This window comes from Cellulomonas cellasea (assembly GCF_006538745.1).
GTDB classification, from domain to species: domain Bacteria; phylum Actinomycetota; class Actinomycetes; order Actinomycetales; family Cellulomonadaceae; genus Cellulomonas_A; species Cellulomonas_A cellasea.
The window spans coordinates 101135-126465 of sequence record NZ_BJLR01000019.1 but is presented as its reverse complement, the minus strand read 5'-3'; the positions used below and the strand labels follow the sequence as shown (position 1 = coordinate 126465).

Annotated in this window: 21 protein-coding genes; 13 read left to right on the top strand and 8 right to left on the bottom strand. The window is 75.6% G+C overall.

Annotated elements, in window-relative coordinates:
* The first annotated feature begins 16 nt into the window (after positions 1-16).
* Both CCE01nite_RS11245 and CCE01nite_RS11240 read left to right on the top strand, forming a co-directional pair.
* Positions 17-538 (top strand): CinA family protein, encoded by a 522-nt coding sequence (locus CCE01nite_RS11245; protein ID WP_141372364.1) that lies wholly within the window; start codon positions 17-19, stop codon positions 536-538.
* Between the two features lie 236 nt (positions 539-774).
* Positions 775-1116 (top strand): helix-turn-helix domain-containing protein, encoded by a 342-nt coding sequence (locus CCE01nite_RS11240; RefSeq protein ID WP_141372363.1) that lies wholly within the window; start codon positions 775-777, stop codon positions 1114-1116.
* Positions 1117-1286: 170 nt separating this feature from the next.
* On the opposite strand, the gene CCE01nite_RS11235 is transcribed toward CCE01nite_RS11240, so the two are convergent.
* Together CCE01nite_RS11235 and CCE01nite_RS11230 are read right to left on the bottom strand one after the other, a co-directional pair.
* On the bottom strand, positions 1287-2081 hold the full coding sequence (locus CCE01nite_RS11235) for an Fpg/Nei family DNA glycosylase (RefSeq protein ID WP_141372362.1): 795 nt from the start codon (positions 2079-2081) through the stop codon (positions 1287-1289).
* 33 nt (positions 2082-2114) lie between these two features.
* A complete protein-coding gene (locus CCE01nite_RS11230) occupies positions 2115-7259 on the bottom strand; it encodes an Lhr family ATP-dependent helicase (protein ID WP_218026472.1) in 5145 nt (1714 codons plus the stop codon).
* Positions 7260-7429: 170 nt separating this feature from the next.
* On the opposite strand from CCE01nite_RS11230, the gene CCE01nite_RS11225 reads away from it, so the two are divergent.
* The 4 genes from CCE01nite_RS11225 (at position 7430) to rny (ending at position 11186) form a co-directional block, all read left to right on the top strand.
* Positions 7430-7660 carry a DUF3046 domain-containing protein gene (locus tag CCE01nite_RS11225; protein ID WP_034633940.1) on the top strand — a complete coding sequence of 77 codons (231 nt, stop codon included), beginning with the start codon at positions 7430-7432 and terminating at the stop codon, positions 7658-7660.
* Between the two features lie 243 nt (positions 7661-7903).
* The gene (gene recA, locus CCE01nite_RS11220; RefSeq protein WP_034633943.1) at positions 7904-8944 is read left to right on the top strand and encodes a recombinase RecA; all 1041 of its coding nucleotides are present in this window, start codon (positions 7904-7906) and stop codon (positions 8942-8944) included.
* An 11-nt stretch (positions 8945-8955) separates the two neighbouring features.
* The gene (locus CCE01nite_RS11215; RefSeq protein ID WP_034633946.1) at positions 8956-9534 is read left to right on the top strand and encodes a regulatory protein RecX; all 579 of its coding nucleotides are present in this window, start codon (positions 8956-8958) and stop codon (positions 9532-9534) included.
* Positions 9535-9725: 191 nt separating this feature from the next.
* Positions 9726-11186 (top strand): ribonuclease Y, encoded by a 1461-nt coding sequence (gene rny, locus CCE01nite_RS11210; protein ID WP_034633959.1) that lies wholly within the window; start codon positions 9726-9728, stop codon positions 11184-11186.
* A gap of 80 nt (positions 11187-11266) precedes the next feature.
* On the opposite strand, the gene CCE01nite_RS11205 is transcribed toward rny, so the two are convergent.
* The 4 genes from CCE01nite_RS11205 to CCE01nite_RS11190 all read right to left on the bottom strand — a co-directional run bounded on the left by CCE01nite_RS11205 (position 11267) and on the right by CCE01nite_RS11190 (position 14649).
* The gene (locus tag CCE01nite_RS11205) at positions 11267-12142 is read right to left on the bottom strand and encodes an amino acid ABC transporter permease (RefSeq protein WP_034633950.1); all 876 of its coding nucleotides are present in this window, start codon (positions 12140-12142) and stop codon (positions 11267-11269) included.
* On the bottom strand, positions 12139-12828 hold the full coding sequence (locus CCE01nite_RS11200) for an amino acid ABC transporter permease (RefSeq protein WP_246056491.1): 690 nt from the start codon (positions 12826-12828) through the stop codon (positions 12139-12141). Before CCE01nite_RS11200 ends, CCE01nite_RS11205 begins: the two co-directional genes overlap by 4 nt.
* Before the next feature lie 80 nt (positions 12829-12908).
* Positions 12909-13766, bottom strand: coding sequence for a glutamate ABC transporter substrate-binding protein (locus tag CCE01nite_RS11195; protein ID WP_141372361.1), 858 nt, complete (start codon positions 13764-13766; stop codon positions 12909-12911).
* Between the two features lie 94 nt (positions 13767-13860).
* A complete protein-coding gene (locus CCE01nite_RS11190; protein WP_052104390.1) occupies positions 13861-14649 on the bottom strand; it encodes an amino acid ABC transporter ATP-binding protein in 789 nt (262 codons plus the stop codon).
* Between the two features lie 125 nt (positions 14650-14774).
* Between CCE01nite_RS11190 and miaB the strand changes: the two genes are divergently transcribed.
* Complete coding sequence (gene miaB, locus CCE01nite_RS11185; RefSeq protein WP_141372360.1) at positions 14775-16415, top strand: tRNA (N6-isopentenyl adenosine(37)-C2)-methylthiotransferase MiaB; 1641 nt, start codon at positions 14775-14777, stop codon at positions 16413-16415.
* Between the two features lie 97 nt (positions 16416-16512).
* Here miaB and CCE01nite_RS11180 read toward each other — a convergent pair whose 3' ends face one another.
* Positions 16513-17043 carry a type III secretion system chaperone family protein gene (locus CCE01nite_RS11180; protein ID WP_141372359.1) on the bottom strand — a complete coding sequence of 177 codons (531 nt, stop codon included), beginning with the start codon at positions 17041-17043 and terminating at the stop codon, positions 16513-16515.
* The gene (locus CCE01nite_RS11175) at positions 17040-17549 is read right to left on the bottom strand and encodes a type III secretion system chaperone family protein (protein ID WP_371861035.1); all 510 of its coding nucleotides are present in this window, start codon (positions 17547-17549) and stop codon (positions 17040-17042) included. Before CCE01nite_RS11175 ends, CCE01nite_RS11180 begins: the two co-directional genes overlap by 4 nt.
* A gap of 334 nt (positions 17550-17883) precedes the next feature.
* On the opposite strand from CCE01nite_RS11175, the gene CCE01nite_RS11170 reads away from it, so the two are divergent.
* From CCE01nite_RS11170 to dapF, 6 genes are all read left to right on the top strand, one after another.
* Positions 17884-18393 (top strand): type III secretion system chaperone family protein, encoded by a 510-nt coding sequence (locus CCE01nite_RS11170; RefSeq protein WP_141372357.1) that lies wholly within the window; start codon positions 17884-17886, stop codon positions 18391-18393.
* A gap of 1 nt (position 18394) precedes the next feature.
* The gene (locus tag CCE01nite_RS11165; RefSeq protein WP_141372356.1) at positions 18395-20227 is read left to right on the top strand and encodes an HSP90 family protein; all 1833 of its coding nucleotides are present in this window, start codon (positions 18395-18397) and stop codon (positions 20225-20227) included.
* A gap of 107 nt (positions 20228-20334) precedes the next feature.
* A complete protein-coding gene (locus CCE01nite_RS11160) occupies positions 20335-22329 on the top strand; it encodes a hypothetical protein (protein WP_141372355.1) in 1995 nt (664 codons plus the stop codon).
* Between the two features lie 17 nt (positions 22330-22346).
* The gene (locus CCE01nite_RS11155) at positions 22347-23324 is read left to right on the top strand and encodes a class III extradiol ring-cleavage dioxygenase family protein (RefSeq protein WP_141372354.1); all 978 of its coding nucleotides are present in this window, start codon (positions 22347-22349) and stop codon (positions 23322-23324) included.
* Positions 23321-24277, top strand: a complete 957-nt coding sequence (miaA, locus tag CCE01nite_RS11150) for a tRNA (adenosine(37)-N6)-dimethylallyltransferase MiaA (RefSeq protein WP_034635022.1) — start codon at positions 23321-23323, stop codon at positions 24275-24277. Before CCE01nite_RS11155 ends, miaA begins: the two co-directional genes overlap by 4 nt.
* On the top strand, positions 24274-25266 hold the full coding sequence (gene dapF / locus CCE01nite_RS11145; protein ID WP_034635014.1) for a diaminopimelate epimerase: 993 nt from the start codon (positions 24274-24276) through the stop codon (positions 25264-25266). The genes miaA and dapF overlap by 4 nt, the downstream gene beginning before the upstream one ends.
* The last annotated feature ends 65 nt before the right edge of the window (positions 25267-25331 follow it).

The window sequence follows — 25331 nt, the reverse complement described above, 5'->3', positions numbered from 1 at the left end:
CCGGGCCCCGTCGCACATGACAGAACGGCCGTACGGCGCCGTCCCGGGCGCCGGGCCACGTCCCGCGCGGCTCGCGGAGCGTCTGCTCGCCGGGCTCGCGCTGCGGGGCTGGACCGTTGCGGTCGCCGAGTCGCTGACCGGCGGGCTCGTCGTCGCCGAGCTCGTCGCCGTGCCGGGGGCGTCCCAGGTGGTCCGCGGTGGCGTCGTCGCGTACGCCACGGACCTCAAGGCGTCGCTCCTGGGCGTCGACCGTCGGCTGCTCGAGGTCCGGGGCGCGGTCGATCCCGACGTGGCCTACGCGATGGCCGAGGGGGTGCGGGCCTGCATGGGCGCCGACGTGGGCCTCGCGACGACCGGCGTGGCGGGACCCGACCCGCAGGACGGGCAGGCGCCCGGCACGGTGTTCGTCTCCGTCGTCGGCCCCGCCGGCGCGCACGTGCGCGCGCTCGCGCTGCCGGGGGACCGCACGCAGGTCCGTGCGGCGTCGCGCGACGCGGTGCTCGCGCTCGCGCGTGATCTTGTCGCTCCCATGGGGTGAATGTCGTGTGCAGGCGCTGCGCCCGGGGGAACACCCGGGTCACCATGGGCGTTGGGATGGTCGTGATGAACACCAGACCGGCGGCTCGACCCGGGACCGCGCGCACGAGCGGCGCGAGGTACGGTGGAAGTATCCCCGCGAGGGGACGTACGGGCGTCACGGTGGGGGTCGGGACCAGGTCCTCGCTCCCGACGCCCGCACAGGGTGAGGATCGAGACGCGAGAGGGGGACGCCAGATGGTCGTACTGCGCCGCGAGATCGGCGATGTGCTGCGGGATGCCCGGCAGCGGCAGGGTCGCACCCTGCGTGAGGTGTCCTCCGCGGCTCGGGTGTCCCTCGGGTACCTGAGTGAGGTGGAACGGGGTCAGAAGGAGGCGTCGTCGGAGCTGCTCGGCAGCATCTGCGACGCGCTCGACGTCCCCCTGTCGCTCGTGCTCCGTGAGGTGAGCGACCGTGTCGCCGTGGCCGAGGGTCTCCTGATCCCCGACACGGTCCCTGCGGACCTGACTGCGTCGTTCGGCGGACCCGCCGACGGTGGCTGGGCCCGACCCCGTTCGGAGCTCGCTCCGATCGGCTGAGAGCTGACGTCCCGGCTCGGGGAGCTCCCCGGGGCCGGCTGAGACGACGAACCCGTGGTCGCGTGCCGCTGCGCGACCGCGGGTTTCGTGCGTCCGGGGTCCTGCGCACGGCACGGACTCCGCGGCGGACGTCGTGCGGCTCGCCGCGCTCGGTGACCCGGAGCCCCGGCTCAGGGGTGCTGGCAGCGCGGGCAGTAGAAGACCGGACGCTCCATGGGCGGCTTGCGTGCCTGCCCCTTCTCGATCGGCGTCCCGCAGCGCCGGCACGGCTGCCCGGCGCGGCCGTGCACCCGGCTGGTCGCGCGGAAGCCCTGCTCGCCGGTGGCCGTGGGGATCCGGGCCTCGACCGACCGCAGCATCATCGCGCGGGCGACGCCGAGCAGACGCTCGGGGTCCGGCACCTCGTCCGCGGGCGTCCACGGCCAGAGCCCGACCGCGAACAGCGGCTCGGCCATGTAGATGGTGCCCATCCCGGCGACGACGCGCTGGTCGAGCATCACGTCGCAGACCGGCTCCGAGCCCCGCTCGCCCCAGCGCCGAAGCCCCTCGACGAGCCCCACGGTCGGGAAGTCCGGCGCGAGGATGTCGGGTCCCAGGTGCCCGACGAGCGTGTGCTCCTCGCTCGTGGGCACCACGTCGAGCATCCCGAGCCGCTCGCCGACCGTGGTCCACACGTCGTTCGCCAGCACCGCGCGGACCCAGGCGCCCGACGCGCGCGCGTCAGGGGTCCCGGTGCGGGCGATGCGCCACGAGCCCTCCATGCGCAGGTGGGTGTGCAGCGTGCGCCCGTCGTCGAAGCGCGTGAGGAGGTGCTTGCCGTAGGACACGTTCTCGAGCACGGTGCGCCCGACGAGGTCCACCGTCGCGGCGGACGGCCAGCGGAGCTCGGCGCGCACGAGGACGCGCCCGGCGAGCGCGAGGTCCATCCGCGTCGCGGTGCGCCGCAGGATGTCACCCTCGGGCACGGCTCACCTCGGAGCGGCTCGGCTGCCGTGCGCTCATGCCTGACCGCGCAGGCGCAGGCCCCGGGGCGTCGGGGCGAACCCGGCGGCGGCGAGCGCGCGACCGAGCGGGCTGCGCAGCGCCTCGGCCTCGAGGAGCGCGGCGCCGTCGGCGCGGTGCAGCGTCATGCGCCCGAGGTTGCCGGTGCGGACCGCGTCGGCCAGTCGGCCCGCTGCGGTGTCGAGCAGCGCCGGGTCCTGCGTGAACGTGAGCACCGTGCGCCCACCCCGCTCGACGTAGAGGACGAGCGCGCCGTCGACGAGCACGACCACGGCCCCCGCCTTGCGCCCGGGCCGGTGCAGGCCCGTCGCGCCCGGTGCCAGCCCGTCGGCCGCGGACGGCGGCGGCCACGCGAGCGCCGCGCCGTACGGGTTGGCGGGGTCGGTCGCGGCGAGCGTCACGACGAACCGGGTCCGCTCGGGCTGGTGCGGAGCCGGGGACCAGGGGTCGGCGGACCCGGGCGACCCCACCGCGTCGTCGGCGCTCTCGGCCGCCTGCTCGCGCGCGCGCTCGACCGTGCGGGCGTCCTCCCGGAGCCGGTCCACCGCGCCGGGCAGCGCGAACTGCGAGCCGCCGAGGTGCTCGACGAAGTACCCGCGGCGGACCTGGCCGGCCTGCTCGAGGGCCGCCAGCACGCGGTAGACGGCGCCGAACTGGGCTGTGACGCCCTCCGCGGGGGCGACGGCGCGGGTCAGGACGCCGTGCCGGTCGAGGAGCTGCGCGGCGAGGGCGTGCGCGCGCAGCGTCGGGTCGCTCTCGCGCTCCGGCAGCAGCGACCACCGCCCGCCCGCCTCGGCGAGGAGCGCGGAGCCGGGTCGGGGGGTCCCGCGCGGCGCGAGGGAGGCCGATCGCAGGCCGAAGCGGGCCGCGCCGCCGAGATTCCGGCTGCGAGCCGCGGGGGCCTTGGTGCGGTGGGCCGTCGCCCCGGTGCCGAGCCGCGCCCGCAGCACCGCCAGGCCGTCGTTGGTCACGTGCCCGGCCCACACGAGGTCCCACAGCGCCGCGGTGAGCGAGCTCTGCGACGCGGTCGCCGCGCCGTCCTGGGCGGGCTCGCCGGCGGGGCCGGGGCCGGCCGCACCCGCGGCGGGATCGGGCGCGCCCGCGGCGTCCGCCGACGGCCCCGGCCCGGACGGGTCCTGCGTCGCGAGGATCTCCCGGACCCGGGTCAGCAGCCCGCCGACGAAGTACGCGCCGCCGCCCGCCAGCGCAGTGAGCGTCGCCCGGTGCAGCGGGGTGTCGAGGAAGCCGCCGGCCTCGACCGGGACGGCCAGGGGCAGCGTCAGGTCGGCGACGGAGGCGGGGTGCAGGCTCACGAGCCCGTCGTGCCCCGCGAGCGCGCCGTGACCCGCCCACAGCACCTCGCCCGCGGCGGTGAGCTCGTCGAGCATCGCGGGGGAGTAGTCCGCGACGCGCACCGGCAGGATGTGCGTCTCGAGCGCCGACGCGGGCACGGCGGCGCCCGCGAGCTGCTCGACGGCGCGTGCGAGCCCGTCGATCCCGCGCAGGCCCCCGGTGCGCCGCTGGCTCGGGTCGATGCCCTGCCACCGGGGCAGGAAAACCCCGAGCGCCTGCTGGTCGACCGGCTCGACCTCCGCGCGCAGCGCCGCGAGCGAGCGCCTGCGCAGGGTCCGCAGCACCTCGGCGTCGCAGTACTCGTCGCCGGTCCCGCCGAGCTCGTCGGGCCGCAGCCGGCCCTGCACGAGCACGCCGGTCTGCTCGAGGCGGCGCAGCACCTCGGTCACGACGGCGACACCGAGCCCGTACCGCGCCGCGACCTGCGCCGCGGGGAACGGCCCGTGCGTGCGGGCGTGGCGGCGCACGAGGTCGCCCAGCGGGTCGGGCCGGACCTCGGTGAACACCTCCGGCACGCCGACGGGCAGCGCGACCCCGAGGGCGTCGCGCAGGCGCCCGGCGTCCTCGATCGCCGCCCACTGCTCGCCGCGCTCGGCCTCGACGCCCCCGAGCCGGACCCGCAGCACGCGGCGTGCGGTCTCGAGCTCGGCGAGCCAGGCGGGCACGTGCGCCCGCTCGGCCTCGACGGTCCGGGCTTGCGCGTCGGCGGTCGTGAGCGGTCCGTGGCGGCGGACGACGTCGGCGAGCGCCTCGAGCGTGCGCGCCTGGCGGTCGGGCGCGGTCCCGGCGAGCTCGGCCTCGGTGCGCTGGACCGCGACGGGATCGAGCAGGTCCGCGAGCTGGGACTGGCCGGCGCCGAGCAGCTCGGCGAGCAGCGTCGGGTCGAGCGTGAGCGCGGCGGCGCGGCGCTCGGCGAGCGGGGCGTCGCCGTCGTACAGGAACTGCGCGGTGTAGCCGAAGAGCAGCGACTGCGCGAACGGCGACGGCGTGGTGGTCGTGACCTCGACGACGCGGATCGTGCGGGACGCGATGTCGCGCATGAGCGTCGTGAGCGCCGCGACGTCGAAGTCGTCCTGGAGGCACTCGCGGACCGCCTCGAGCAGGATCGGGAACTCCGGGTACTGCGCGGCGACGCTGAGCAGCTGTGCCGAGCGCTGCCGCTGCTGCCAGAGGGGTTGGCGCTTGTCGGGACGCCGCCGGGGGAGCAGGAGCGCACGCGCCGCGGCCTCGCGGAAGCGCGCCCCGAACATCGCCGAGCCACCCAGCTCGCCGCGCACGGCGTCCGCGACCTCGTCGGCGTCGACGAGCAGGTCGTCGACCCCCACGGGCGGCGCCTCCGCGTCGTCCGCCCAGCGCGCGCCGAGCCCGTCGCCGAGCGGGAACGCGGCGTCCGAGCTCAGCATGTCCGGCAGGCGCAGCACGATCCCGTCGTCGGAGTGCATCGCCGCGGCGTCGACCCCGAACCGCTCGCGCAGCCGGGCGGCGATCACGAGCGCCCAGGGCGCGTGCACGCGGGCGCCGTACGGGGAGTGCAGCACCACGCGCCAGTCCCCGAGCTCGTCGCGGAAGCGCTCGACGACGAGGGTCGTGTCCGTCGGGAGCTGGCCCGCGGCCGCCTCCTGCTCGCGCAGGTACGACAGGAGGTTGTCCGTCGCCCACGGGTCGAGCCCGGCGGCGGCCACCTGCTCGCGCGCCTGCTCGTCGGGCTTGGCCGCGACCTCGCGGACCCACGCACCCATCGCCCGACCCAGCTCGGCGGGCCGGCCCGGGGCGTCGCCCTTCCAGAACGGCAGGCGCCCGGGGACGCCGGGAGCCGGCGTCACGAGCACGCGGTCCGGGGTGATGTCGTCGATGCGCCACGTGCTCGACCCGAGGGTGAACGTGTCGCCGACCCGCGACTCGTAGACCATCTCCTCGTCGAGCTCGCCGACGCGCTTGCCGCCGCGCAGCTGGCCGCCCGTGCGCTCGGCGTCGACCGGGACGTCGCTCGTCGTCGCGCCGCTCGCGAGGAACACGCCGTACAGCCCGCGGTCGGGGATCGTGCCGCCGCTCGTCACCGCGAGGCGCAGCGCCCCGGGCCGGCCGCTGAGGACGTCACGCGCGCGGTCCCACACGATGCGGGGCCGCAGCTCGGCGAACTCCTCGCTCGGGTAGCGGCCCGCGAGCATGTCGAGGACCGCGTGCAGGGTCGCGTCGCCCAGGCCGCTGTACGGCGCGGCGCGCCGCACGACCGTCGCGAGGTCCGCGACGCTCCAGTCCTCGGTCGCGACCATCGCGACGACCTGCTGCGCGAGCACGTCGAGCGGGTTCGCCGGCACGTGCAGAGCCTCGAGCTCGCCGCGCCGCATGCGCGTGGCGGTCACGGCGGCGGGCACGAGCTCGCCCCGGAACGTCGGGAACATGATCCCGTGCGAGACCGCGCCGACCTGGTGCCCCGCGCGCCCGACGCGCTGGAGCCCGCTCGCCACCGACGGGGGAGCCCCGACCTGGACGACGAGGTCGACCGCACCCATGTCGATGCCGAGCTCGAGCGAGCTCGTCGCGACGACCGCCGGCAGGCGCCCGGCCTTGAGCTCGGTCTCGGTCCGGGTGCGTTCCGCGCGGCTCATCGACCCGTGGTGCGCGCGGGCGAGGATCGTCGTGGCGTCGCGCGTGTCGACGCCGACCGCGGTGCCCGACTGCGCGGGCGCGGCGGCCGGCTGCAGCTCGCCGGGGTCGGGGACGTCCTCACCCTGGCGCTCGGCCCACACCTCGTTCATGCGGGCCGTGAGCCGCTCGGCGCCGCGCCGCGAGTTCGTGAACACGAGCGTCGAGCGGTGCTCGGCCACGAGGTCGACGACGCGCTCCTCGACGTGCGGCCAGATCGACGGGCGCGGCGGTGCTCCCGCGGCCGGCCCCGTCAGGTCCACCTCGCCGGGCGGCAGGGCGTCGGGGCCCGGTGTGCCGACGGCCGGGGCCGAGGCGAGGTCCGCGAGGTCGGGCACCGGCACGACGACGTCGACCTCGATGCGCTTGGTCGAGGGCGGCTGCACGACGACGACGCGCCGGCCCCCGTCCGTGTGCGCGCGCGCCCCACCGAGGAACGCCGCGACCGCGTCGACGGGGCGGACCGTCGCGGACAGGCCGATCCGCTGCGCGGGACCCGGGCCGCCCGGCCGGTCCAGGAGCGCGTCGAGCCGCTCGAGCGAGACGGCGAGGTGCGCCCCCCGCTTGGTCCCCGCGACCGCGTGGATCTCGTCGAGGATCACCGTGCGCACGCCCGAGAGCCCGGCGCGCGCCGCCGAGGTCAGGACGAGGAACAGCGACTCGGGCGTCGTGATGAGGATGTCGGGCGGCTTGGTCGCGAACGCCCGGCGCTCGGCGGGCGGCGTGTCGCCCGTGCGGACGCCGACGCTCACGTCGGCGATCGGGCGACCCGCGCGCGTGGCCGCCTGGCGGATGCCGACGAGCGGCGAGCGCAGGTTCCGCTCGACGTCGGTCGCGAGCGCCTTGAGCGGGGAGACATACAGCACGCGGCACCGCTGCGTGGGGTCCTCGGGCTCGGCGGGCGGCGTGCTCTCGCCCGCGGCGCTGCCGCCGCCCAAGAGCCCGTCGAGCGCCCACAGGAACGCCGCGAGCGTCTTGCCGGACCCGGTCGGGGCGACGACGAGCGCGTGCTCGCCCGAGGAGACCGCCTGCCAGGCGCCGACCTGCGCGGTCGTCGGGCCGGCGAACGCGCCCGTGAACCAGTCGCGCGTGGGCGCGGAGAAGCGTCCGAGCACCTCCTCGGCCTGCGTCGCCTCGTCCACCGGGCCATTGTGGCCGGTGGCGCCCACACCGGCCGGTCGAGCGGCCCGGGGGAGCGGCGGGTGGTCGAGAGGCCGCCGCGGCGGCACCCGGGGCCCCGGGCCCGTCGACGTCACACCCCGGCTCCGCGGGGCGGGCGCGCGCCCGGCGCGACGGGTGGCAGGCTGGTGCCGTGCGATACCGCGAGTTCTGGCAGCTGGTCGACGAGGTGCTCGGCAGCGCGCACGGTCGCGCGCTCGCGCGGGACCTCGTCCTGTTCGAGCTGCAGGGACGGACCGCGGTGCAGGCGCTCGAGGACGGCGAGGAGCCGCGCGACGTGTGGCACGCGCTGTGCGACGCGATGGAGATCCCCGACGCGCGCCGCTGGGGATCGGCCGCGCGGCAGGCACCGCCCCGCCGCTGACACGACCGGCGTGTCGTCCCGCATCGAACACCTGTTCGGGTACCGTGGTGCGTGGTGAGGACGTCGGCGGTCCTGCGGCCCGGGTCGACCGGGCGGGGGGACGGTCCACGAGCGACGGGGAGACCCGTGCTGTGGACAGCGCACGGACGGATGTCGGTGGTCGGGCATAACGTCACCCGCAGTCAACAGACCAGCCCCAGACGAGGTGCAGCGACCGCGCTGCTCGAGACCACGAGGTGTGACATGGCAGCTCCCCAGGACCGGACGAAGGCACTCGAGGCCGCGCTCGGACAGATCGACCGGCAGTTCGGCAAGGGCTCGATCATGCGCCTCGGCGACGAGGGCCGCGCCCCGGTCGAGGTGATCCCGACCGGCTCGATCGCGCTCGACATCGCGCTCGGCATCGGCGGTCTGCCCCGCGGCCGTGTCGTCGAGATCTACGGCCCGGAGTCCTCGGGCAAGACGACCGTCGCGCTGCACGCCGTCGCCAACGCGCAGCGGGCCGGCGGCATCGCGGCGTTCATCGACGCCGAGCACGCGCTCGACCCCGAGTACGCGAAGAAGCTCGGCGTCGACACCGACGCGCTGCTCGTCTCCCAGCCGGACACGGGTGAGCAGGCGCTCGAGATCATGGACATGCTGATCCGCTCCAACGCGATCGACATCGTCGTGATCGACTCCGTCGCGGCGCTCGTGCCCAAGGCCGAGATCGAGGGCGAGATGGGGGACAGCCACGTCGGCCTCCAGGCCCGCCTCATGTCGCAGGCCCTGCGCAAGATCACCGGTGCGCTCAACTCCTCGGGCACCACCGCGATCTTCATCAACCAGCTGCGCGAGAAGATCGGCGTGTTCTTCGGCTCGCCCGAGACCACGACCGGTGGCAAGGCGCTCAAGTTCTACGCGTCGATCCGCATGGACATCCGCCGCATCGAGACCCTCAAGGAGGGGACCGACGCGGTCGGCAACCGCACGCGCGTCAAGATCGTCAAGAACAAGATGGCGCCGCCCTTCAAGCAGGCCGAGTTCGACATCCTCTACGGCGTGGGCATCTCGCGTGAGGGCGGCCTGATCGACATGGGCGTCGAGCACGGGTTCATCCGCAAGTCGGGTGCCTGGTACACGTACGAGGGTGACCAGCTGGGCCAGGGCAAGGAGAACGCGCGCGGCTTCCTGCGCGACAACCCGGACCTGGCGAACGAGATCGAGAAGAAGATCAAGGAGAAGCTGGGCGTCGGCGCCAAGCTCGACGCGCCGGCCGACGCCGATCCCAAGGTCGGCTTCTGACCGGGCACCCGATGCGGGGCCGGGGCGGGCGGCGCGGTGACGAGCCGCCCGCCTCCGGCGCGTCCGGGCTCGGTCAGGAGGCCGACCCGGAGTCCGTCGCCCGCGCGATCGCCCTGCGCCTGCTTGCGAGCTCGGCGCGCAGCCGTGCCCAGCTCGCGGAGGCGATGCAGCGCAAGGACGTCCCCGACGACGTCGCCGCGCGCGTGCTCGACCGGTTCACGGAGGTCGGGCTGATCGACGACGCGGAGTACGCGCGGATGCTCGTGCGCACCCGCCACGCCGAGCGAGGGCTCTCCCGTCGGGCGATCGGCGTCGAGCTCCGCCGGCGCGGCATCGACGACGAGGTCGCGTCCGACGCGCTCGGCGAGGTCGACGACGAGGACGAGGAGGAGGCGGCGCGTGCGCTGGTCCGGCGCAAGCTCGCCTCGACCGCCCGGCTCGACCCGCAGGTCCGGGCCCGGCGCACGTTCGCCGCGCTCGGCCGTCGCGGCTACCCGCCGGCGCTCGTCTCACGGCTCGTGCGCGAGGCGCTCGCCGAGGAGGGCGCGGAGGTCGGCGACGTCGCGGAGGACATCGCGCGAGGCGACTGACCGTCGGGCCGTCCGCGCGAGGCGACTGACCGTCGAGCCGGTCCGCTCGAGGCGACTGACCGTCGAGCAGTCCGCCCGCGCCGCGCGCCGCTGCCCCGCACGTCGGGCGCGTGCGGGAGGATGGGTGCGCGGGCACCACGTGGCAGCAGGGTCGCGGACCGCGCAGCAGCTCCCGAGGGGTGGACGCGTCGATGGGTGAGCTCGGACTGGTCGTGGCTCTCCTGGGAGCCTGCCTCGTCGCGCTCATCCTGGTGCTGGTTGCCCGGCGTGAGGCAGACGAGCAGCGCCGTCAGGCGAAGGCCGACGTGGCGTCGATCCGCGACGACGCGCGCGCGCTCCTGGCCGACGCCGAGCGCCGCGAGGCCCGCCTCGTCGAGCGTGAGCACGCCGTCGCGGCCGAGCAGAAGGCTCTCGCGGACGCGGAGCGCACGGTGCGCGAGCGGCAGGAGGCCCTCGCGTCCGCCGAGCAGGAGGTCGCCGAGCGTCGCGCGTCGGCGGACCGGGACGCACGTGCGCACCTCGAGGCCGTCGCCCACCTGACCGCCGAGGAGGCCCGCGCGGAGCTCGTCCGGCGCATGGTCGACGAGGCGACGAACGACGCGGCGGCGCTGGTCCGCCGGGCCGAGGCGCAGGCGCGCCGGACCGCGGAGGCGCGCGCCAAGCGCATCGTGGCCGCCGCCGTCCAGCGCACCGCGGTACCGACCAGCTCGCAGTCGGTGATCACGGTCCTGCCGCTCCCGTCGGAGGAGATGAAGGGCCGCATCATCGGCAAGGAGGGCCGCAACATCCGCGCGTTCGAGGCTCTGACCGGCGTCAACGTCCTCATCGACGACACCCCGGACTCCGTGGTGCTCTCGTGCTTCGACGCCGACCGCCGCGAGGTCGCGCAGGTCGCGCTCGAGGCGCTCATGTCGGACGGGCGGATCCACCCGCAGCGCATCGAGGCGGCGTACGCCGAGGCGCTCGCGGGGGCGGACGACCGGACCCTGTCCGCGGGGCACGACGCCGCGGAGCGCGCCGGTGTCACCGGGCTCCACCCCGACCTCGTCCGCACGATGGGCCGGCTGCGGATGCGGGTGTCGTACGGGCAGAACGTGCTCGAGCACCTCGTCGAGACCGCGCTCGTCGCGGCCGCCATCGCCGCCGAGGTCGGGGCCGACGTCGCGACGACCCGCCGCGCCGCGTTCCTCCACGACGTCGGCAAGGCCCTGACGGCCGAGGTCGAGGGGACGCACGCGCTGGTCGGCGCGGACCTGGCGCGGCGGTGCGGGGAGTCGCCGGCGGTCGTCAACGCGATCGCCGCGCACCACGAGGAGGTCCCGGCCGAGACGGTCGAGGCGGTGCTCGTCCAGGCGTCGGACGCGATCTCGGCGGCCCGGCCGGGCGCGCGCCGTGAGGAGCTCGACCAGTACGTCGAGCGCATGGACAAGCTCGAGCAGCTCGTCACGGCGCACGCGGGCGTGCGGCGCGCCCTCGCGATGTCGGCCGGACGTGAGGTCCGGGTCGTCGTCGAGCCGTCCGAGGTCGACGACTACGCCCTCCCGCAGCTCGCGGTCGCGATCGCGAAGCACATCGAGGCGGACCTGCAGTACCCGGGGGAGATCAAGGTCACGGTCGTCCGCGAGATCCGCGCGAGCGCGACCGCCGGCTGACACCGGCCACCCGGCGTCGGCAGCCGGTTCCGGAGGGCAGCGGCGCGAGCGCGCCCGCCGGGCCCGGGTCGCGAGCCCGCTCAGTCCCGCGTCGCCACGACCAGGCTCGGCGCCTCGGCCTTCGCCCGCCCGCTCGTGCGGCGACCCATCCGCTGCCCGACCCACGGCGCGGCCTTGGTCAGCGCGTAGTTGATGACGATGAACACGACGGCGGCGACGGCGAGGGCCTGGAGGATGTTGCCGTTCCCGGACCCGACCTGCCGGGCCTCCTGGAGCAGCTCGCGGTACGTGATGATGTAGCCGAGCGCGGTGTCCTTGAGGATGACGACGAGCTGGCTGACGAGCGCCGGGAGCATCGCGATCAGGGCCTGCGGGACCTCGACGGAGCGCAGCGACTGCGGGCCGGTGAGCCCGGTGGCGAGCGCCGCCTCGCGCTGACCGCGCGGCAGCCCGTGCACGCCGGACCGCACGAGCTCCGCGAACACCGAGCCGTTGTAGAGCACGAGCGCGGTGACGACGGCGATGAGCGGGTAGTCCTGCGGGTCGATCGCCCGGTTGCCGGAGAAGCCGAGCGCGAGCCAGACGAAGATCATCATGAGCAGCACGGGCACGGCGCGGAAGAACTCGACGACGGTGCCGCTCACGACGCGCAGGATGCGGAGCTCGGACAGGCGCCCGAGCCCGAACACGAGGCCGAACACCGACGAGCCGATGATCGCGAGCCCGGCGGCCTGGAGCGTGTGCACGAGACCGGGGACCAGGAAGCTCTCCCACGTCCGGAACTCGAGGAACGGCGTCCACAGGGCGGCGTCGAGCTGCCCCTTGCGCGCGAGCAGGACGAGCAGCAACGCGCCGATGCCGGCGACGACGAGCCCGAAGAGGAGGTTGAGCCACGCCATCCGGCGGCGCGTGCGCGGGCCGGGGACGTCGAACAGGACGCTCTGCGAGCCGCTCACCGGGCCACCGCCAGTCGTCGCGAGAGGGACGTCGTCAGGAGGCCGACGGGGATCACGAGCAGCACGAACCCGAGCGCGAACGTGAAGAAGATCGCGAAGATCACGTCGGGCCGGAACTCGATCATCGTCCCCATGAGCCCCGAGGCCTCGGCGACCGACCCGGCGGCCGCGACCGTCGAGTTCTTGGTCAGCGCGATCAGCGTGTTCCCGAGCGGCGCGACCGACCCGCGGAACGCCTGCGGCAGGATGATCAGCCGCGCCGTGGGCAGGAAGCCCAGCCCGATCGCGCGCGCCGCCTCGGCCTGCCCGACGGGCACCGTGTTGACCCCGGAGCGCAGCGCTTCGCACACGAAGGCGGCGTGGTAGACGGCCAGCCCGAGGATCGCCAGCCGGAGGAAGTTCTCGTTGAAGTCCGGCGCCAGCGTGACCCCGAGCTGACCCCAGAGCCCCAGCACGCAGAACACGATGATGATCGTCAGGGGCATGTTGCGGAACACGTTCACGTACGAGGTGCCGGCCCAGCGCAGGCTCGGCAGCGGGGAGATGCGCATGACGGCGAGCACCGTGCCGAGCACGAGCGAGAGGACCGCCGCGAAGAACGTCAGCTTGATGTTGACCCAGAACGCCGCGGGGACGTCATAGGTCTCGAACAGCGAGGCGAACTGGTCCAGGTAGGCGCCGTCCAGCGCTCTCACCTCCTTGGTGCGTGGCGACCCGCGCGGGGGCGACGGACGGTCCCGTCGCCCCCGCGCGGTCAGCGGTCAGGTCAGGCGCAGGCCTGGACCTCGGGCGGGTTGAGCTCCTCGTTCGCCTGGTAGCCGGAGACCCCGACGTTGTCGTCGAGGATCTGCTGCCACGTGCCGTCCTCGATGAGCTCGGTGATGGCGGTGTTGATGTCCTCGCAGCGCTCGTTGTCCTGCGGCAGGCCGACGCCGTAGTTCTCCTCGGAGAACGGGTTGCCGACGACCTTGACCTTGCCCTCGTTGGCGGGCTGGGCGGCGAGGCCGGCGAGGATGATGTCGTCGGTCGTGACCGCGTCGACCGCGCCGGACGTGAGGGCGGTGACGCACTCGGCGTAGCTGGGCTGCTCGAGCAGATTGGTCCCGGCGGCGTACTCGTCCTTGATCCGCTGCGCCGACGTCGAGCCGGTCACGGAGCAGAGGTTCTTGCCCTCGAGGTCCTCGGGGCCGCTGATCGAGTCGTCGTCCGCGGCGACGAGCAGGTCCTGCCCGGCGACGAAGTACGGGCCGGCGAACGCGACGGACTCCTTGCGCTCGTCGGTGATCGAGTAGGTCGCGAAGATCATGTCGACCTGGCCCGTCTGCAGCAGGTTCTCACGCTGCTTGGACGGGGACTCGACGAACTCGATCTGGTCCTCGCCGTACCCGAGCTTCTCGGCGACCGCCCGGGCGATGTCGACGTCGAAGCCGGTGTAGTCGTCGCCGTCCTTGAAGCCGAGGCCGGGCTGGTCGAACTTGATGCCGATGCGGATCGTCTCGCCGCCGCCGGCCGAGGTCTCCTCGCCCCCCGCGTCGCCGGCGGGCTCGTCGGAGCCGCCGCACGCGGTGAGGGTCAGGGCGAGGGCGGCCAGTGCTGCGGCGCTCCCCACGGTTCGTCTGCGCATTGTCAGTTCCTCTCGTTGCGGTGCACCACGGTGTCGGTGACGTTCGGTGCGCCCGGCGGGGCGGTGGCTCCGCCGGGTCGGGCGGGTCGGGGTGTCAGTGGGTCAGGATCTTCGACAGGAAGTCGCGCGCGCGGTCGCTCTTCGGCGCGGTGAAGAAGTTCTCGGGGGTCTCCTCCTCGACGATGCGTCCCGCGTCCATGAACACGACGCGGTGCGCGGCCTTGCGCGCGAAGCCCATCTCGTGGGTCACCACGACCATCGTCATGCCCTCGCGCGCGAGGGAGACCATGACGTCGAGGACCTCGTTGATCATCTCGGGGTCGAGCGCGGACGTCGGCTCGTCGAACAGCATGACCTTGGGCTTCATCGCGAGCGCTCGGGCGATCGCGACGCGCTGCTGCTGGCCGCCCGAGAGCTGCGCGGGGAGCTTGTCGGCCTGGTTCGCGACGCCGACGCGCTCGAGCAGCGACATCGCGACGTCGCGTGCCTCCGCCCGGGGGACGCCCTTGGCCTTGATCTGCCCGAGCGTGACGTTCTCGAGGACCGTCTTGTGGGCGAACAGGTTGAACGACTGGAACACCATGCCGACGTCGGCGCGCAGGCGCGCGAGCTGCTTGCCCTCGGCGGGCAGCGGGACGCCGTCGATCGCGATGGTCCCGGAGTCGATCGTCTCGAGGCGGTTGATCGTGCGGCACAGCGTGGACTTCCCGCTCCCCGACGGCCCGATCACGACGACGACCTCGCCGCGGTGGACCGTCAGGTCGACGTCCTGCAGGACGTGGAGCTGACCGAAGTGCTTGTTGACCCCGTCGAGGACGACGAGCGGGGCTCCCAGGGTGTGCTGCCGGCCGTCGTGCGCAGGGGCGGCGGGGGTGTCGACCATTCGACGAGCCTAGGGGTGAAGTGTTGCGCCCGCTACCCGCTGAGGTCACGGTCCGGCAACGTCCTGGAAATGCGCGATCCCGCAGCGCACGGGGCCGGCGGCCCGGCGACGTACCCTGGACGGCGATGTCCACGACCCTGCCCCACGTCCCCGCGGACGCCGCCGCCCTGCTCGCCGGCCCCGCACCGCACGACGCCCATGACGGCGCCCGTGCCGTCGGCGCGCCGGCGCGGACCTACCTGGTCAAGACGCTGGGCTGCCAGATGAACGTGCACGACTCCGAGCACATGGCGGGGATGCTCGAGCAGGCCGGCTACGTGCAGGCCAGCGCGTCCGACGCCGCCGCCGAGGCCGCCGACGTCATCGTCATCAACACGTGCGCGGTGCGGGAGAACGCGGCCGACAAGCTGTACGGCAACCTGGGCCGCCTGGCCGGCGCCAAGCGCGCGCGCCCGGGCATGCAGATCGCCGTCGGCGGGTGCCTCGCGCAGAAGGACCGCGCGGGCATCGTCGACCGTGCGCCGTGGGTCGACGTGGTGTTCGGCACGCACAACCTCGACGCGCTCCCGGTGCTGCTGGAGCGCGCGCGGCACAACGAGCGCGCCGAGGTCGAGATCGCCGAGTCGCTCCAGGTGTTCCCGTCCACGCTGCCCACGCGGCGCGAGTCGGTGTACGCGGGCTGGGTCTCGATCAGCGTCGGGTGCAACAACACGTGCACCTTCTGCATCGTCCCGCACCTGCGCGGCAAGGAGCGGGACCGCCGGCCCGGCGAGATCCTCGCCGAGGTGCAGGCGCTCGTCGACCAGGGTGCGGTCGAGGTCACGCTGCTCGGGCAGAACGTGAACTCCTACGGCGTCGAGTTCGGGGACCGCGGGGCGTTCGCCAAGCTGCTGCGCGCGGTCGGGGCGATCGAAGGGCTCGAGCGCGTGCGCTTCACCTCGCCGCACCCCGCCGCGTTCACGGACGACGTCATCGCGGCGATGGCCGAGACGCCCACCGTCATGCCGCAGCTGCACATGCCGCTGCAGTCCGGCTCGGACCGCGTGCTCCGCGCGATGCGGCGCTCCTACCGGTCGGACAAGTTCCTCGGGATCCTCGAGCGCGTGCGCGCCGTGATGCCCGACGCCGCGATCACGACCGACATCATCGTCGGCTTCCCCGGGGAGACCGAGGAGGACTTCGCCGAGACGCTGCGCGTCGTCGAGGCGGCGCGCTTCTCGTCGGCGTTCACGTTCCAGTACTCGCAGCGCCCGGGGACCCCCGCGGCGGACCTGCCCGACCAGCTCCCCAAGGCGGTCGTGCAGGAGCGGTACGTGCGGCTGGCCGCGCTGCAGGACCGCATCTCCTTCGAGGAGAACCAGGCGCAGGTCGGCCGGCGCGTCGAGGTCCTCGTCGCCGAGAGCGAGGGCCGCAAGGACGGCGCGACGCACCGCGTGACGGGCCGCGCCGCCGACAACCGGCTCGTGCACCTTGCGCTGCCCGCGGACCTGCCGGCGGACGGCGCGCCGCGCCCGGGCGACCTCGTGACGGTCACCGTGACGCACGCCGCGCCGTACCACCTGGTCGCGGACTCGGCGCTCACCGACGCCGCGTCCTTCGACGTGCGGCGCACGCGCGCGGGCGACGCGTGGGCGAGGCGGCAGGCCGGTGGCGAGCACGCGCACGGCGGTGCTCCGGCGGCGACCGCCGGGTGCGGCACGGCCTCGCCCGCGCCTGCGGGACCCGTCGTGCTGGGACTGCCGACCCTCGGGGCGCCCCGGCGCTGACGCTCTCCGGGCTCGCGGGCGGCGTCCTCGGGCGGGGCACCGGCCGCGCGGCTCCGAGCGGCCGACGGCGCGGCACGAGCCGCCCGGGTCGACGCCGTCAGTTGTCGGGGATGCCCGGCGGGGCTTCCTCGCCCGGCAGCACGGCCTCGATCGCGGTGAACATCTGCACGCCGGTCCCGAGGCCGCACGCGAGCAGCTGCGCGAGCTGGATGTCGGTCACGCCCTGCTCGAGGTCCGCGGACACCTCGCTGTACAGCGCGAGCAGGCCGTCCTCCTCACGGACGTACACCTTGGGCCAGATGCGCTCGCGGTTCCAGTCGTTCACCGCCAGGGCGACCGACCGGCGCTGCTCGAGCGCGAGCGAGCGGTGCCAGCGCCCGCGGACCTGGAGGATCTCGTCGTGCTCCCCGAGGAGCAGGAACCAGAACCGGCTGCCGTCCCACGTCCCGGTGAGGTCGCCGTCGTCGTCGACCAGGTAGCGGTAGCCGCGCGAGCGCAGGTACCCCTCGATCCGGTCGCGCGACAGCGGCGTCGGGACCTCCTGGTCGCGGGGCGGCGCGTGCTTCTCCGGCTTGCCGAAGCCGCCGAGCACGCGGGTGACCCAGCGGGGGAGCGAGCCGTCGCTCACGGCGCCACCCCCGCGGGGTCGGGGTAGAGCTCGTCGAGCGAGTCGAAGAACATGCTCCCCGTGCTCAGCCCGCAGAACAGCAGCTGGTTGAGCTGGTCGTCGGTCACGCCGTGCTCGAGGTCGGTCGCGACCTCGGCGACGACGTGGACCATGCCGTTGTCTCGCACGCGCGCGTACGCCTTGGGCCAGATCCGGTCGGCGTTCCACTCGTTGCAGACGTCGAGCACCTCCTCGAGCCGCTCGATCGCGACCTCGCGGTGCCACTGGCCGCGGACCTGGAGGATCTCGGAGTGCTCGCCGAAGAGGAAGAAGTAGAACAGCCGGCCCCGCCACAGCCCGCCGAGGTCGCCGTCGTTGTCGACGAAGTAGCTGAACTGGTGGCGCGCGAACCACTCGGCGACCCGGGCGGCGGTCACGGGCGTCGGGACGTCGCCGGTGAGCTGGACCGCGCCGAGCTCACGGGCGAGCAGCTGGGTCACGTGGTCGTGGAGCTCGTCGTCCGGCACGCCGGGGCCCAGTGCCCGTGCACCCGGGCCACGGCGAGCGTCGAGGGGCCCTCGACCCGTGGCCCCGGGCCGCAGCCCGAGCCACCGGCGAAGGCGTCGGTCCCGGAAGAAACCCATGCGCGGAAGCCTACCCGCGGAGCCCGCGAGCGGCCGGAGGGGAACCGGGCGCGAGACCGTGCGCCCGGTTCGTCCCGGTCCGGCCGTTGGCGCCGGTGCGTCGGCGGGGGCGGCTAGTCTCGTGCGGCACGGTCCAGGTCCCCGGCGCACGCGCGCCCGGCGGACCCGGAGGGGCACGACGCGCCGGCGACGGCGCGCACGAGACGACGAGGTTCCCATGGGTTTCTTCACCAAGCCGGAGGCGGGTGCGGCGGCGCAGCCCGTCCTCGCGCCGCTGAGCCACCAGCGCATCATCGACCGCCTCGACGCGCAGGGCTTCACGTACGGCGTCGACGACGACGGCGACATCGGCGGGCGCTGGGACGACCACCTGTTCTACTTCTTCCGCCTCGGCGCCGACGGCGAGTTCCTCCAGGTCCGGGGCCGGTGGACCCGCGAGGTCCCGCCGAGCGAGGCCGAGGCGCTGACCCGCGCCGCGAACCAGTGGAACCTCGACACGCTGTGGCCCAAGGCGTACGTGCGCGTCGAGGGCGAGGACGTCGGCGTGTACGCCGAGCACGTCGTGAGCTACGAGCACGGGCTGACCGACGAGCAGCTCGACCTGCACATGGCGTGCGGGATCAGCACCGCGCTGCAGCTCTTCGCGCACCTCGACGACCTCTACCCGCAGGCGGCCGAGGCGGCGAAGGCCCAGATGGCGGCGTACCGCGCGAACGACGACGACTGAGGTGGCGCAGCCCTCGTCCGGCCAGGCGTTCCAGGTCGACCTGCGGGGTGTCGTCGACCTGCTCGCGCGGCACCTCTACTCGGGCCCGCGCGTGTACCTGCGCGAGCTCCTGCAGAACGGCGTCGACGCGGTCACGGCGCGGCGTGCGCTCGACCCGGCGGCACCCGCGACCGTCCGGCTGCGCACCGGCGCGGACGGCGCGCTCGAGGTCATCGACTCGGGCATCGGGCTGACGCTCACCGAGGCCCGTGAGCTGCTCGCGACGATCGGCCGGAGCTCGAAGCGGGACCTCGAGGTCGGGCTCGGGCGCGAGGAGTTCCTCGGCCAGTTCGGCATCGGCCTGCTCTCGGCGTTCATGGTGGCCGACGAGATCGAGCTCGTCTCCCGGACGGCCCGCGGCACCGGTGAGCCGGCCGTCCGCTGGCTCGGGCGCGCGGACGGCAGCTACGAGCTCACCGAGCTCGACGCCGACGCCGACGTCGCGGTGGGCAGCACCGTGCGGCTGCGGCCCCGGCGCGACCTCGAGCACTGGCTCGCGCACGACACCGTCGTCGCCCTCGCGCGTGACTTCGGCTCGCTCCTGCCCGTCGACGTCGCGGTCCAGGTCGACGTCGACGGGGCGATCGCGTGGCGGCGGCTGACCGAGCCCGAGCTCCCGTGGCGGCGCACGTACGCGAGCGCCGAGGAGCGGTCCGAGGCGCTCGCGCGGTACTGCGAGCGGACCCTCGGGTTCACCCCGCTCGCGCACGTGGACCTCGACGTGCCCCTCGCGGGGGTCAGCGGCGTGGCGTTCGTGCTGCCCGCGGCCGTGCCGCCCACCGGCTCGGGCACACACCGGGCCTACCTCAAGCGCATGCTGCTGGGACCGCGCGTCGAGGGGCTGCTCCCCGAGTGGGCCTTCTTCGTCCGCTGCGTGGTCGACGCGACCGGCCTGCGCCCGACGGCGTCCCGCGAGCAGCTCTACGCCGACGAGGTGCTGCTCGCGGTACGTGACGCCCTCGGCGGGCAGGTGCGCGCCTGGACTCTCGCGACGCTCGGGGAGCGGTCCCCGCTGGCGCGCGCGTTCGTCGAGGCCCACCATCTCGCGGTGCGCGCGCTCGCGACGAGCGACGACGCGATGCTCGACCTCGTGGCCGACGTGCTGCCGTACGAGACGACCGACGGCCTGCTGACCCTCGCGGAGGTGCACGACGCGCACGGCGACGTCCTCTACGCCCCGACCGTCGAGGAGTTCCGGCGCATCGCCCCCGTCGCCCGCGCGCAGGGCCTCGGGGTCGTCAACGCGGGGTACGTGTACGACGCCGACCTGCTCGCGCGCCTCGCGGAGCGGCGCCCGGCGTGGGGCGTGCGACCGCTCGGCGCGCAGGACGTCGACCAGGTCCTGGCACCGATCGCGCCCGTGCGCGAGCTCGAGCTGCTCCCCGTGGTCGAGGCGGCGAACGCGGTGCTCGCCCCGCACGACGCCGAGGTCGCGCTGCGGACGTTCGAGCCGGTCGAGCTGCCGGCGATGCTGCTGCACGACCGCGCGGGCGACCACGAGCGGGACCTCTCCCGGACGGTCGGGGAGGCCGACGACCTGTGGGGTGAGGTGCTCGCCGGGTTCGGGGGGACCGCCCGGTCGCGCCAGCTCGTGCTCAACTGCGCGAACCCGCTCGTCGAGGACCTGCTCGCGGCGCCCGCCGGCGCCGTCCGCGACGCCGGGCTCGAGTCGCTCTACGTCTCGGCGCTCCTGCTGGCCGGGGAGCCGCTGCGCGCCCGCGAGGTCGCGACCATGAACGCCTCGCTCTCGGTGCTGCTGCGCGCCGGGCTGCGCGGGGCCGACCCCACGCACTGACCCCGCTCGACCCGCCCACCCCCACGCCGTCCAGCCCCCGTACCCCGTCCCGCCCCCGACGGGCGCGCCCGCCGCGCCGCTCGTCCGTGACCCCTCGGAGACCCCGCATGAGCCGCACCCTCGAGTCCGCCAACCGGGAGATCTCGCGCGTGCGCGACCTCCCCTACGGCCTGGCCCGCACCCAGGCGGCCGAGCGCCAGGTCCGGCTGGTCGACGCCGAGGGGCCCGACGACGCGCGCGCGTACGCGCTCTCCACGCTCGTCGAGGCGTACGTGTGGGGCGGTGAGGTGGACAAGGCGTACGTGCCGTTCACGCGGCTCGTGCGGTGGTGGGACGAGCGCCCGGACCTGTTCGACGAGCAGGACCGGCACACGCTGTTCTGGTCCTTCAAGTGGATGGTCGCGAACCTCACGGAGTTCCCGACCGTGCCCGCCGCGCAGATCGACCGCACGCTCGCCGACATGGAGCACCGCTTCGCGGTCGCGGGCAACGGCATGAACGCCGTCGCGCTGCAGCGGTTCGTGTGGTCCCGGTCCCGCGGGGCGCAGGACACCGCAGCGGCCTACGAGGCGTGGGTCGCGACGCCGCGCGACGACTTCTCCCAGTGCGAGGCGTGCGAGCCGGGGGACCGCGCGTCGTACCTGTTCGAGGCCGGACGGACCGACGAGGGCGTCCGGCTGCTCGAGCGGACGCTCACGGAGAACCCGACCTGCGCGACGGAACCCGCGGACATGCTGTCCCACCTCCAGCTCGCCTACCTCGAGCAGGGCCGGCTCGCGGACGCGGCGGCGACGCACCGGCGCGGGCTCGCGCACCTCGCCGACAGCCACGGCGACATGGCGGGCGCCCGCGGGCGGCACGTCGAGCTCCTGGCGCGCGGCGGTCACGGCGACCGCGCCGTGCGGATGATCGAGGCCGACCAGCGCCTGCTCACGGGCGGGGACTCGCCCGACAGCCGGCTCACGTACCTCGTGCACGTGGGCGCCGCGCTCGCGGTCCTGCGGGCCACGGAGCCCGGCCGCCCGGTCCGGCTCACGACCGTGCCCGCCACCACGGTCGCCGAGCTCGCGGACTGGGCGCGCGCCGAGGCCGACGCGCTCGCGGCGGCGTTCGACCGGCGCAACGGCACGGCGCACGTGTCGGCGACCGTGGCGCGCGCGTGGGGGACCACGGCGGCGCCCGAGCCGCTCGACCTCGCCGTGATCCCGGCGCAGGTCCGTCAGGCCGATCAGGGCGCGTCCTCGGACGGCGCCGCGGCGGGCGTCGTGGTGGCCGAGGCGCCGTGCGGCGCGGCCGGGCCCGACGGCGGTGCCACGCGCACCGCCGGAGCCGACGTCCCGGACGTCGCCGAGGTCCTCGCCCGGGCGTCCCGGCTCGTCGACGACGGCGACCCCGCCGCCGCGGCGCCCCTCTACCTCGAGGCCGCGCGGCGCGCCGAGGACGCCGGGCTGCTCGCGGACGCCGGCGCCGCGCTCGCCGAGGCCGCCCGCTGCGCCCAGGTGCTCGACGACCACGAGGGTGCCTCCTGGGCGTACTCGCGTGCGACGACCCTGCTGCGCGCGGGCGGCGCCGACCCGCTGCTGACCGCGGCGGTCGTGCGGACCCACGCCCGGTCCGCCGCGGACCTCGGCCGGGCCGACGCGGCGCTCGCCGAGGTCGAGCGGTGCCTCGACGAGCTCGCGGGGCCCGACGGCGCCCCCGAGACCCCGGCCGACGTCCCCGGGGCCGCCGAGCTGGTCGAGCGGCGCCGGGCCGAGGTCGACCGGGAACGGGCCGAGCTCGACGACTGCGCGGCCCGCCTGCTCGCGACGCTCGGCCGGGACGGGGAGGCCGCGGCCCGGGCGAGCGCCGCGGCGCGGGCGTTCGGGGCCGCCGGCCACGTCGCAGACGCGTCGCACGCGTTCTGGCTCGCGGGGCGCCTGCACGCCGACGCCGGTGCGACGGACGCGGCGGTCGAGGACCTCGAGTCCGCCGTCGAGGGCTTCGGGCTCGTCCGGGACCGGGACCACCGCGCCCAGGTCGCGGCGCTGCTCATCGACGTCCTGCGCCGGGCGGGCCGCGAGCGCGAGGCGGACGACGTCACGCGGATGCTCACCGACTGAGCGGCTACGGTCGGGGCATGCTCGTCGCCGCCGCGCTCGTCCCGGACACCGTGCTCCTCGTCCCCGGGGCGTCCGGGGCGACCGACGTGCACCCCGACCTGCGCGCGCACGCGCTCGACGCGGTGCGTGCGGTGCTCGCGCGCGGTCCCGAGCGGGTCGTCGTCGTGGCACCGGGCGTCGGGTTCGAGGCCGGGCAGTCCGTGCGCGTGACCGGGGGGCCCGTGCGCGCCTCGCTCGCCGCCGCGGGGCTCCCGGACCGCGCGCTGGCGTGGGCCGGTCGCGCGGGCGCGGGAGCGCGCTCCGACGGGGCGGCAGACGCGACCGGGCCCGCGCCGGTCGGGGTGTCCGCCTCCGTCGCCGTGCTGCTGCTCCGGGTGGCGGGCTGGACGGGCCCCGTCGACGTCGTCGAGACGGCGCCCTCGACCTCCGCCGACCCGGGGTCTGCGGCCCGCCTCGCCGCGACCGGGCGCGACCTCGTGGCAGACGGCTCGCCGCGCACCGGGCTCGTCGTCGTCGGCTCGCTCAGCGCCCGGCACGGCCCCGACGCCCCGCGCGCCGACGACGAGCGGGCCCCCGGCTACGACGCCGCGGTGCTCGCCGACCTCGCCGACGCAGGACCCGACGCGCTCGCGCGCCTCGCCGCGCTCGACCCGGCGCTCGCGGGAGAGCTCGACGTGAGCGGGTGGGCACCCTGGCAGGTGCTCGTCGGCGCGGTGCGCCCGGCGGGCGCAGGCGCAGTCCGCGACGCCGGCGCGGACCGGGTGCACGCGGGCGGCGCGGATGCGGTGCGCCCGCGCGGCGCCGGCGCAGGGTTCGCGTCGCCCGCGGTGACGCCGGCCGGGGTCACGGTTGCCGCTCCGCTCGGCGCGCAGCACGTCGTCGGCACCTGGGTCGTGGCTCCCGAGCCGGCCTCCGAGGACAGCCGCACGCCGCACGGCGGCCGTCCCACGGTGCCCGCTGCGCTGCCGGCGGGACCGTGGGGCTCGGGCGCATGACGCTCGTCGTCACCGTCGTCGGCCCCACGGCGACCGGGAAGTCGGACCTCGCGCTCGCACTCGCGCACGAGCTCGGCGGCGAGGTCGTCAACGCCGACGCGCTGCAGCTCTACCGCGGCATGGACATCGGCACCGCGAAGCTCACCGTCCCCGAGCGCCAGGGGGTACCGCACCACCAGCTCGACGTGCTCGACCCGTCGCAGGACGCCTCGGTCGCCGACTACCAGGCCGGCGCGCGTGCCGACATCGCCGCGGTGCACGCGCGCGGCGCCCGCGCCGTCGCGGTCGGCGGCTCGGGGCTGTACGTGCGGGCGCTGCTCGACCAGATGGAGTTCCCCGGCACCGACCCGGAGGTCCGCGCCCGGCTCGAGGCGCGCGTCGAGGCCGAGGGGTCCCGAGCGCTGCACGCCGAGCTCGAGGCGCGCGACCCCGTCGCCGCGGCCGGCATCGGGCCCCGTAACGCGCGCCGGCTCGTGCGCGCGCTCGAGGTCATCGAGCTCACCGGCCGCCGCTACTCCGCGAGCCTGCCGCAGCACGTCTACGAGGTCCCCGCCGTGCAGCTCGGGCTCGACTGCGACCGCGGCGTGCTCGACGAGCGCATCGAGCGCCGCGTGGCACGGATGTGGGAGCAGGGACTCGTTGAGGAGGTCCGCGCGCTCGCCGACTGGGGGATCGGGCGCACGGCGTCGCGGGCCGTCGGGTACGCCGAGGTCCTCGCGACGTTCCGCGGCGAGCTCACCGAGGACGAGGCCCGCGCCGCAGTGGCCGCCGGGACGCGCCGGCTCGCGCGCAAGCAGATGGGCTGGTTCGGCCGCGACCCGCGCGTCCACTGGCTCGACGCGCGGGCCCCCGACCTCGTCGAGCAGGCGCTCGCCCTCGTCGCACGCGCCGACGCCGGGACCCTCGGGCTCGCGACCGACGACCCCGCGCCCCGCCGTAGTCTGGGCTCATGACGAGCCCGGCGACCTCCCGTGCGACCACGACGGCCCCCGGCGCTGAGCTGCCCGGCACGACGCGGCTCGCCGTCACCAAGGGCCACGGCACCCAGAACGACTTCGTCCTGGTCGACGACCGGGCCGGCGCACTCGACCTGACCCCCGCGCTCGTGCGCGCGCTCGCCGACCGGCGGGCGGGCATCGGGGGCGACGGCGTCATCCGCGTCGCGCCCGGCAACTCGCTCCCCGAGGGCGCCGCGGCGCTCGCGGACGAGCCGGCCGCGCGCTGGTTCATGGACTACCGCAACGGCGACGGCTCGGTCGCGGAGATGTGCGGCAACGGCGTCCGGGTCTTCGCGGCCTACCTCGAGCGGCTCGGCGCGTGGGACCCCGCCGCTGGCGAGCTCGCGCTGGGGACCCGGGCCGGCGTCCGGCGCGTGCGCCGCGTCGACGCGCCCGACGGTGCCGCCGCCGCGTGGTACGCCGTCGACATGGGCCCGTGGGCGCTCCCCGGCGGACCCGAGGCCGCCGCGGCCGGGCAGGACGCCGAGGTGCTCGTCGCGGGCATCGAGATCGCCCGACCGGCGCTCACGGTCGACGTCGGCAACCCGCACACCGTCCTGGCGCTCGCGGACGACGCCGAGCTCGCGCGCGCCGACCTCACGCGCGCGCCCGCGGTGACCCCGGTCCCGCCGTTCGGGACCAACGTCGAGCTCGTCGTGCCGCTCGGGGAGGACACGGCGCCGGACGGCACGCTCGTCGGGCGGGTCCGGATGCGCGTGCACGAGCGCGGGGTCGGCGAGACGCGCTCGTGCGGGACCGGTGCGTGCGCCGCCGCGCTCGCGGTGCGCGCGTGGGCCGGCCCGCAGGCGCCGGACGTATGGGTCGTGGACGTCCCGGGCGGCAGCGTGCAGGTGCGGGTCCTGCCCGACGGGCACGTCGAGCTCGCGGGGCCGGCGGTGCTCGTCGCGGAGGTCGACGTCGACCTGGCCGCGCTCGTCGCCTGACACCGTGCCGCGGCCGGCGCCGGGATCGGCCGGAGCCGGGCTCGGTGGGCGCAGGGGAGCACCGG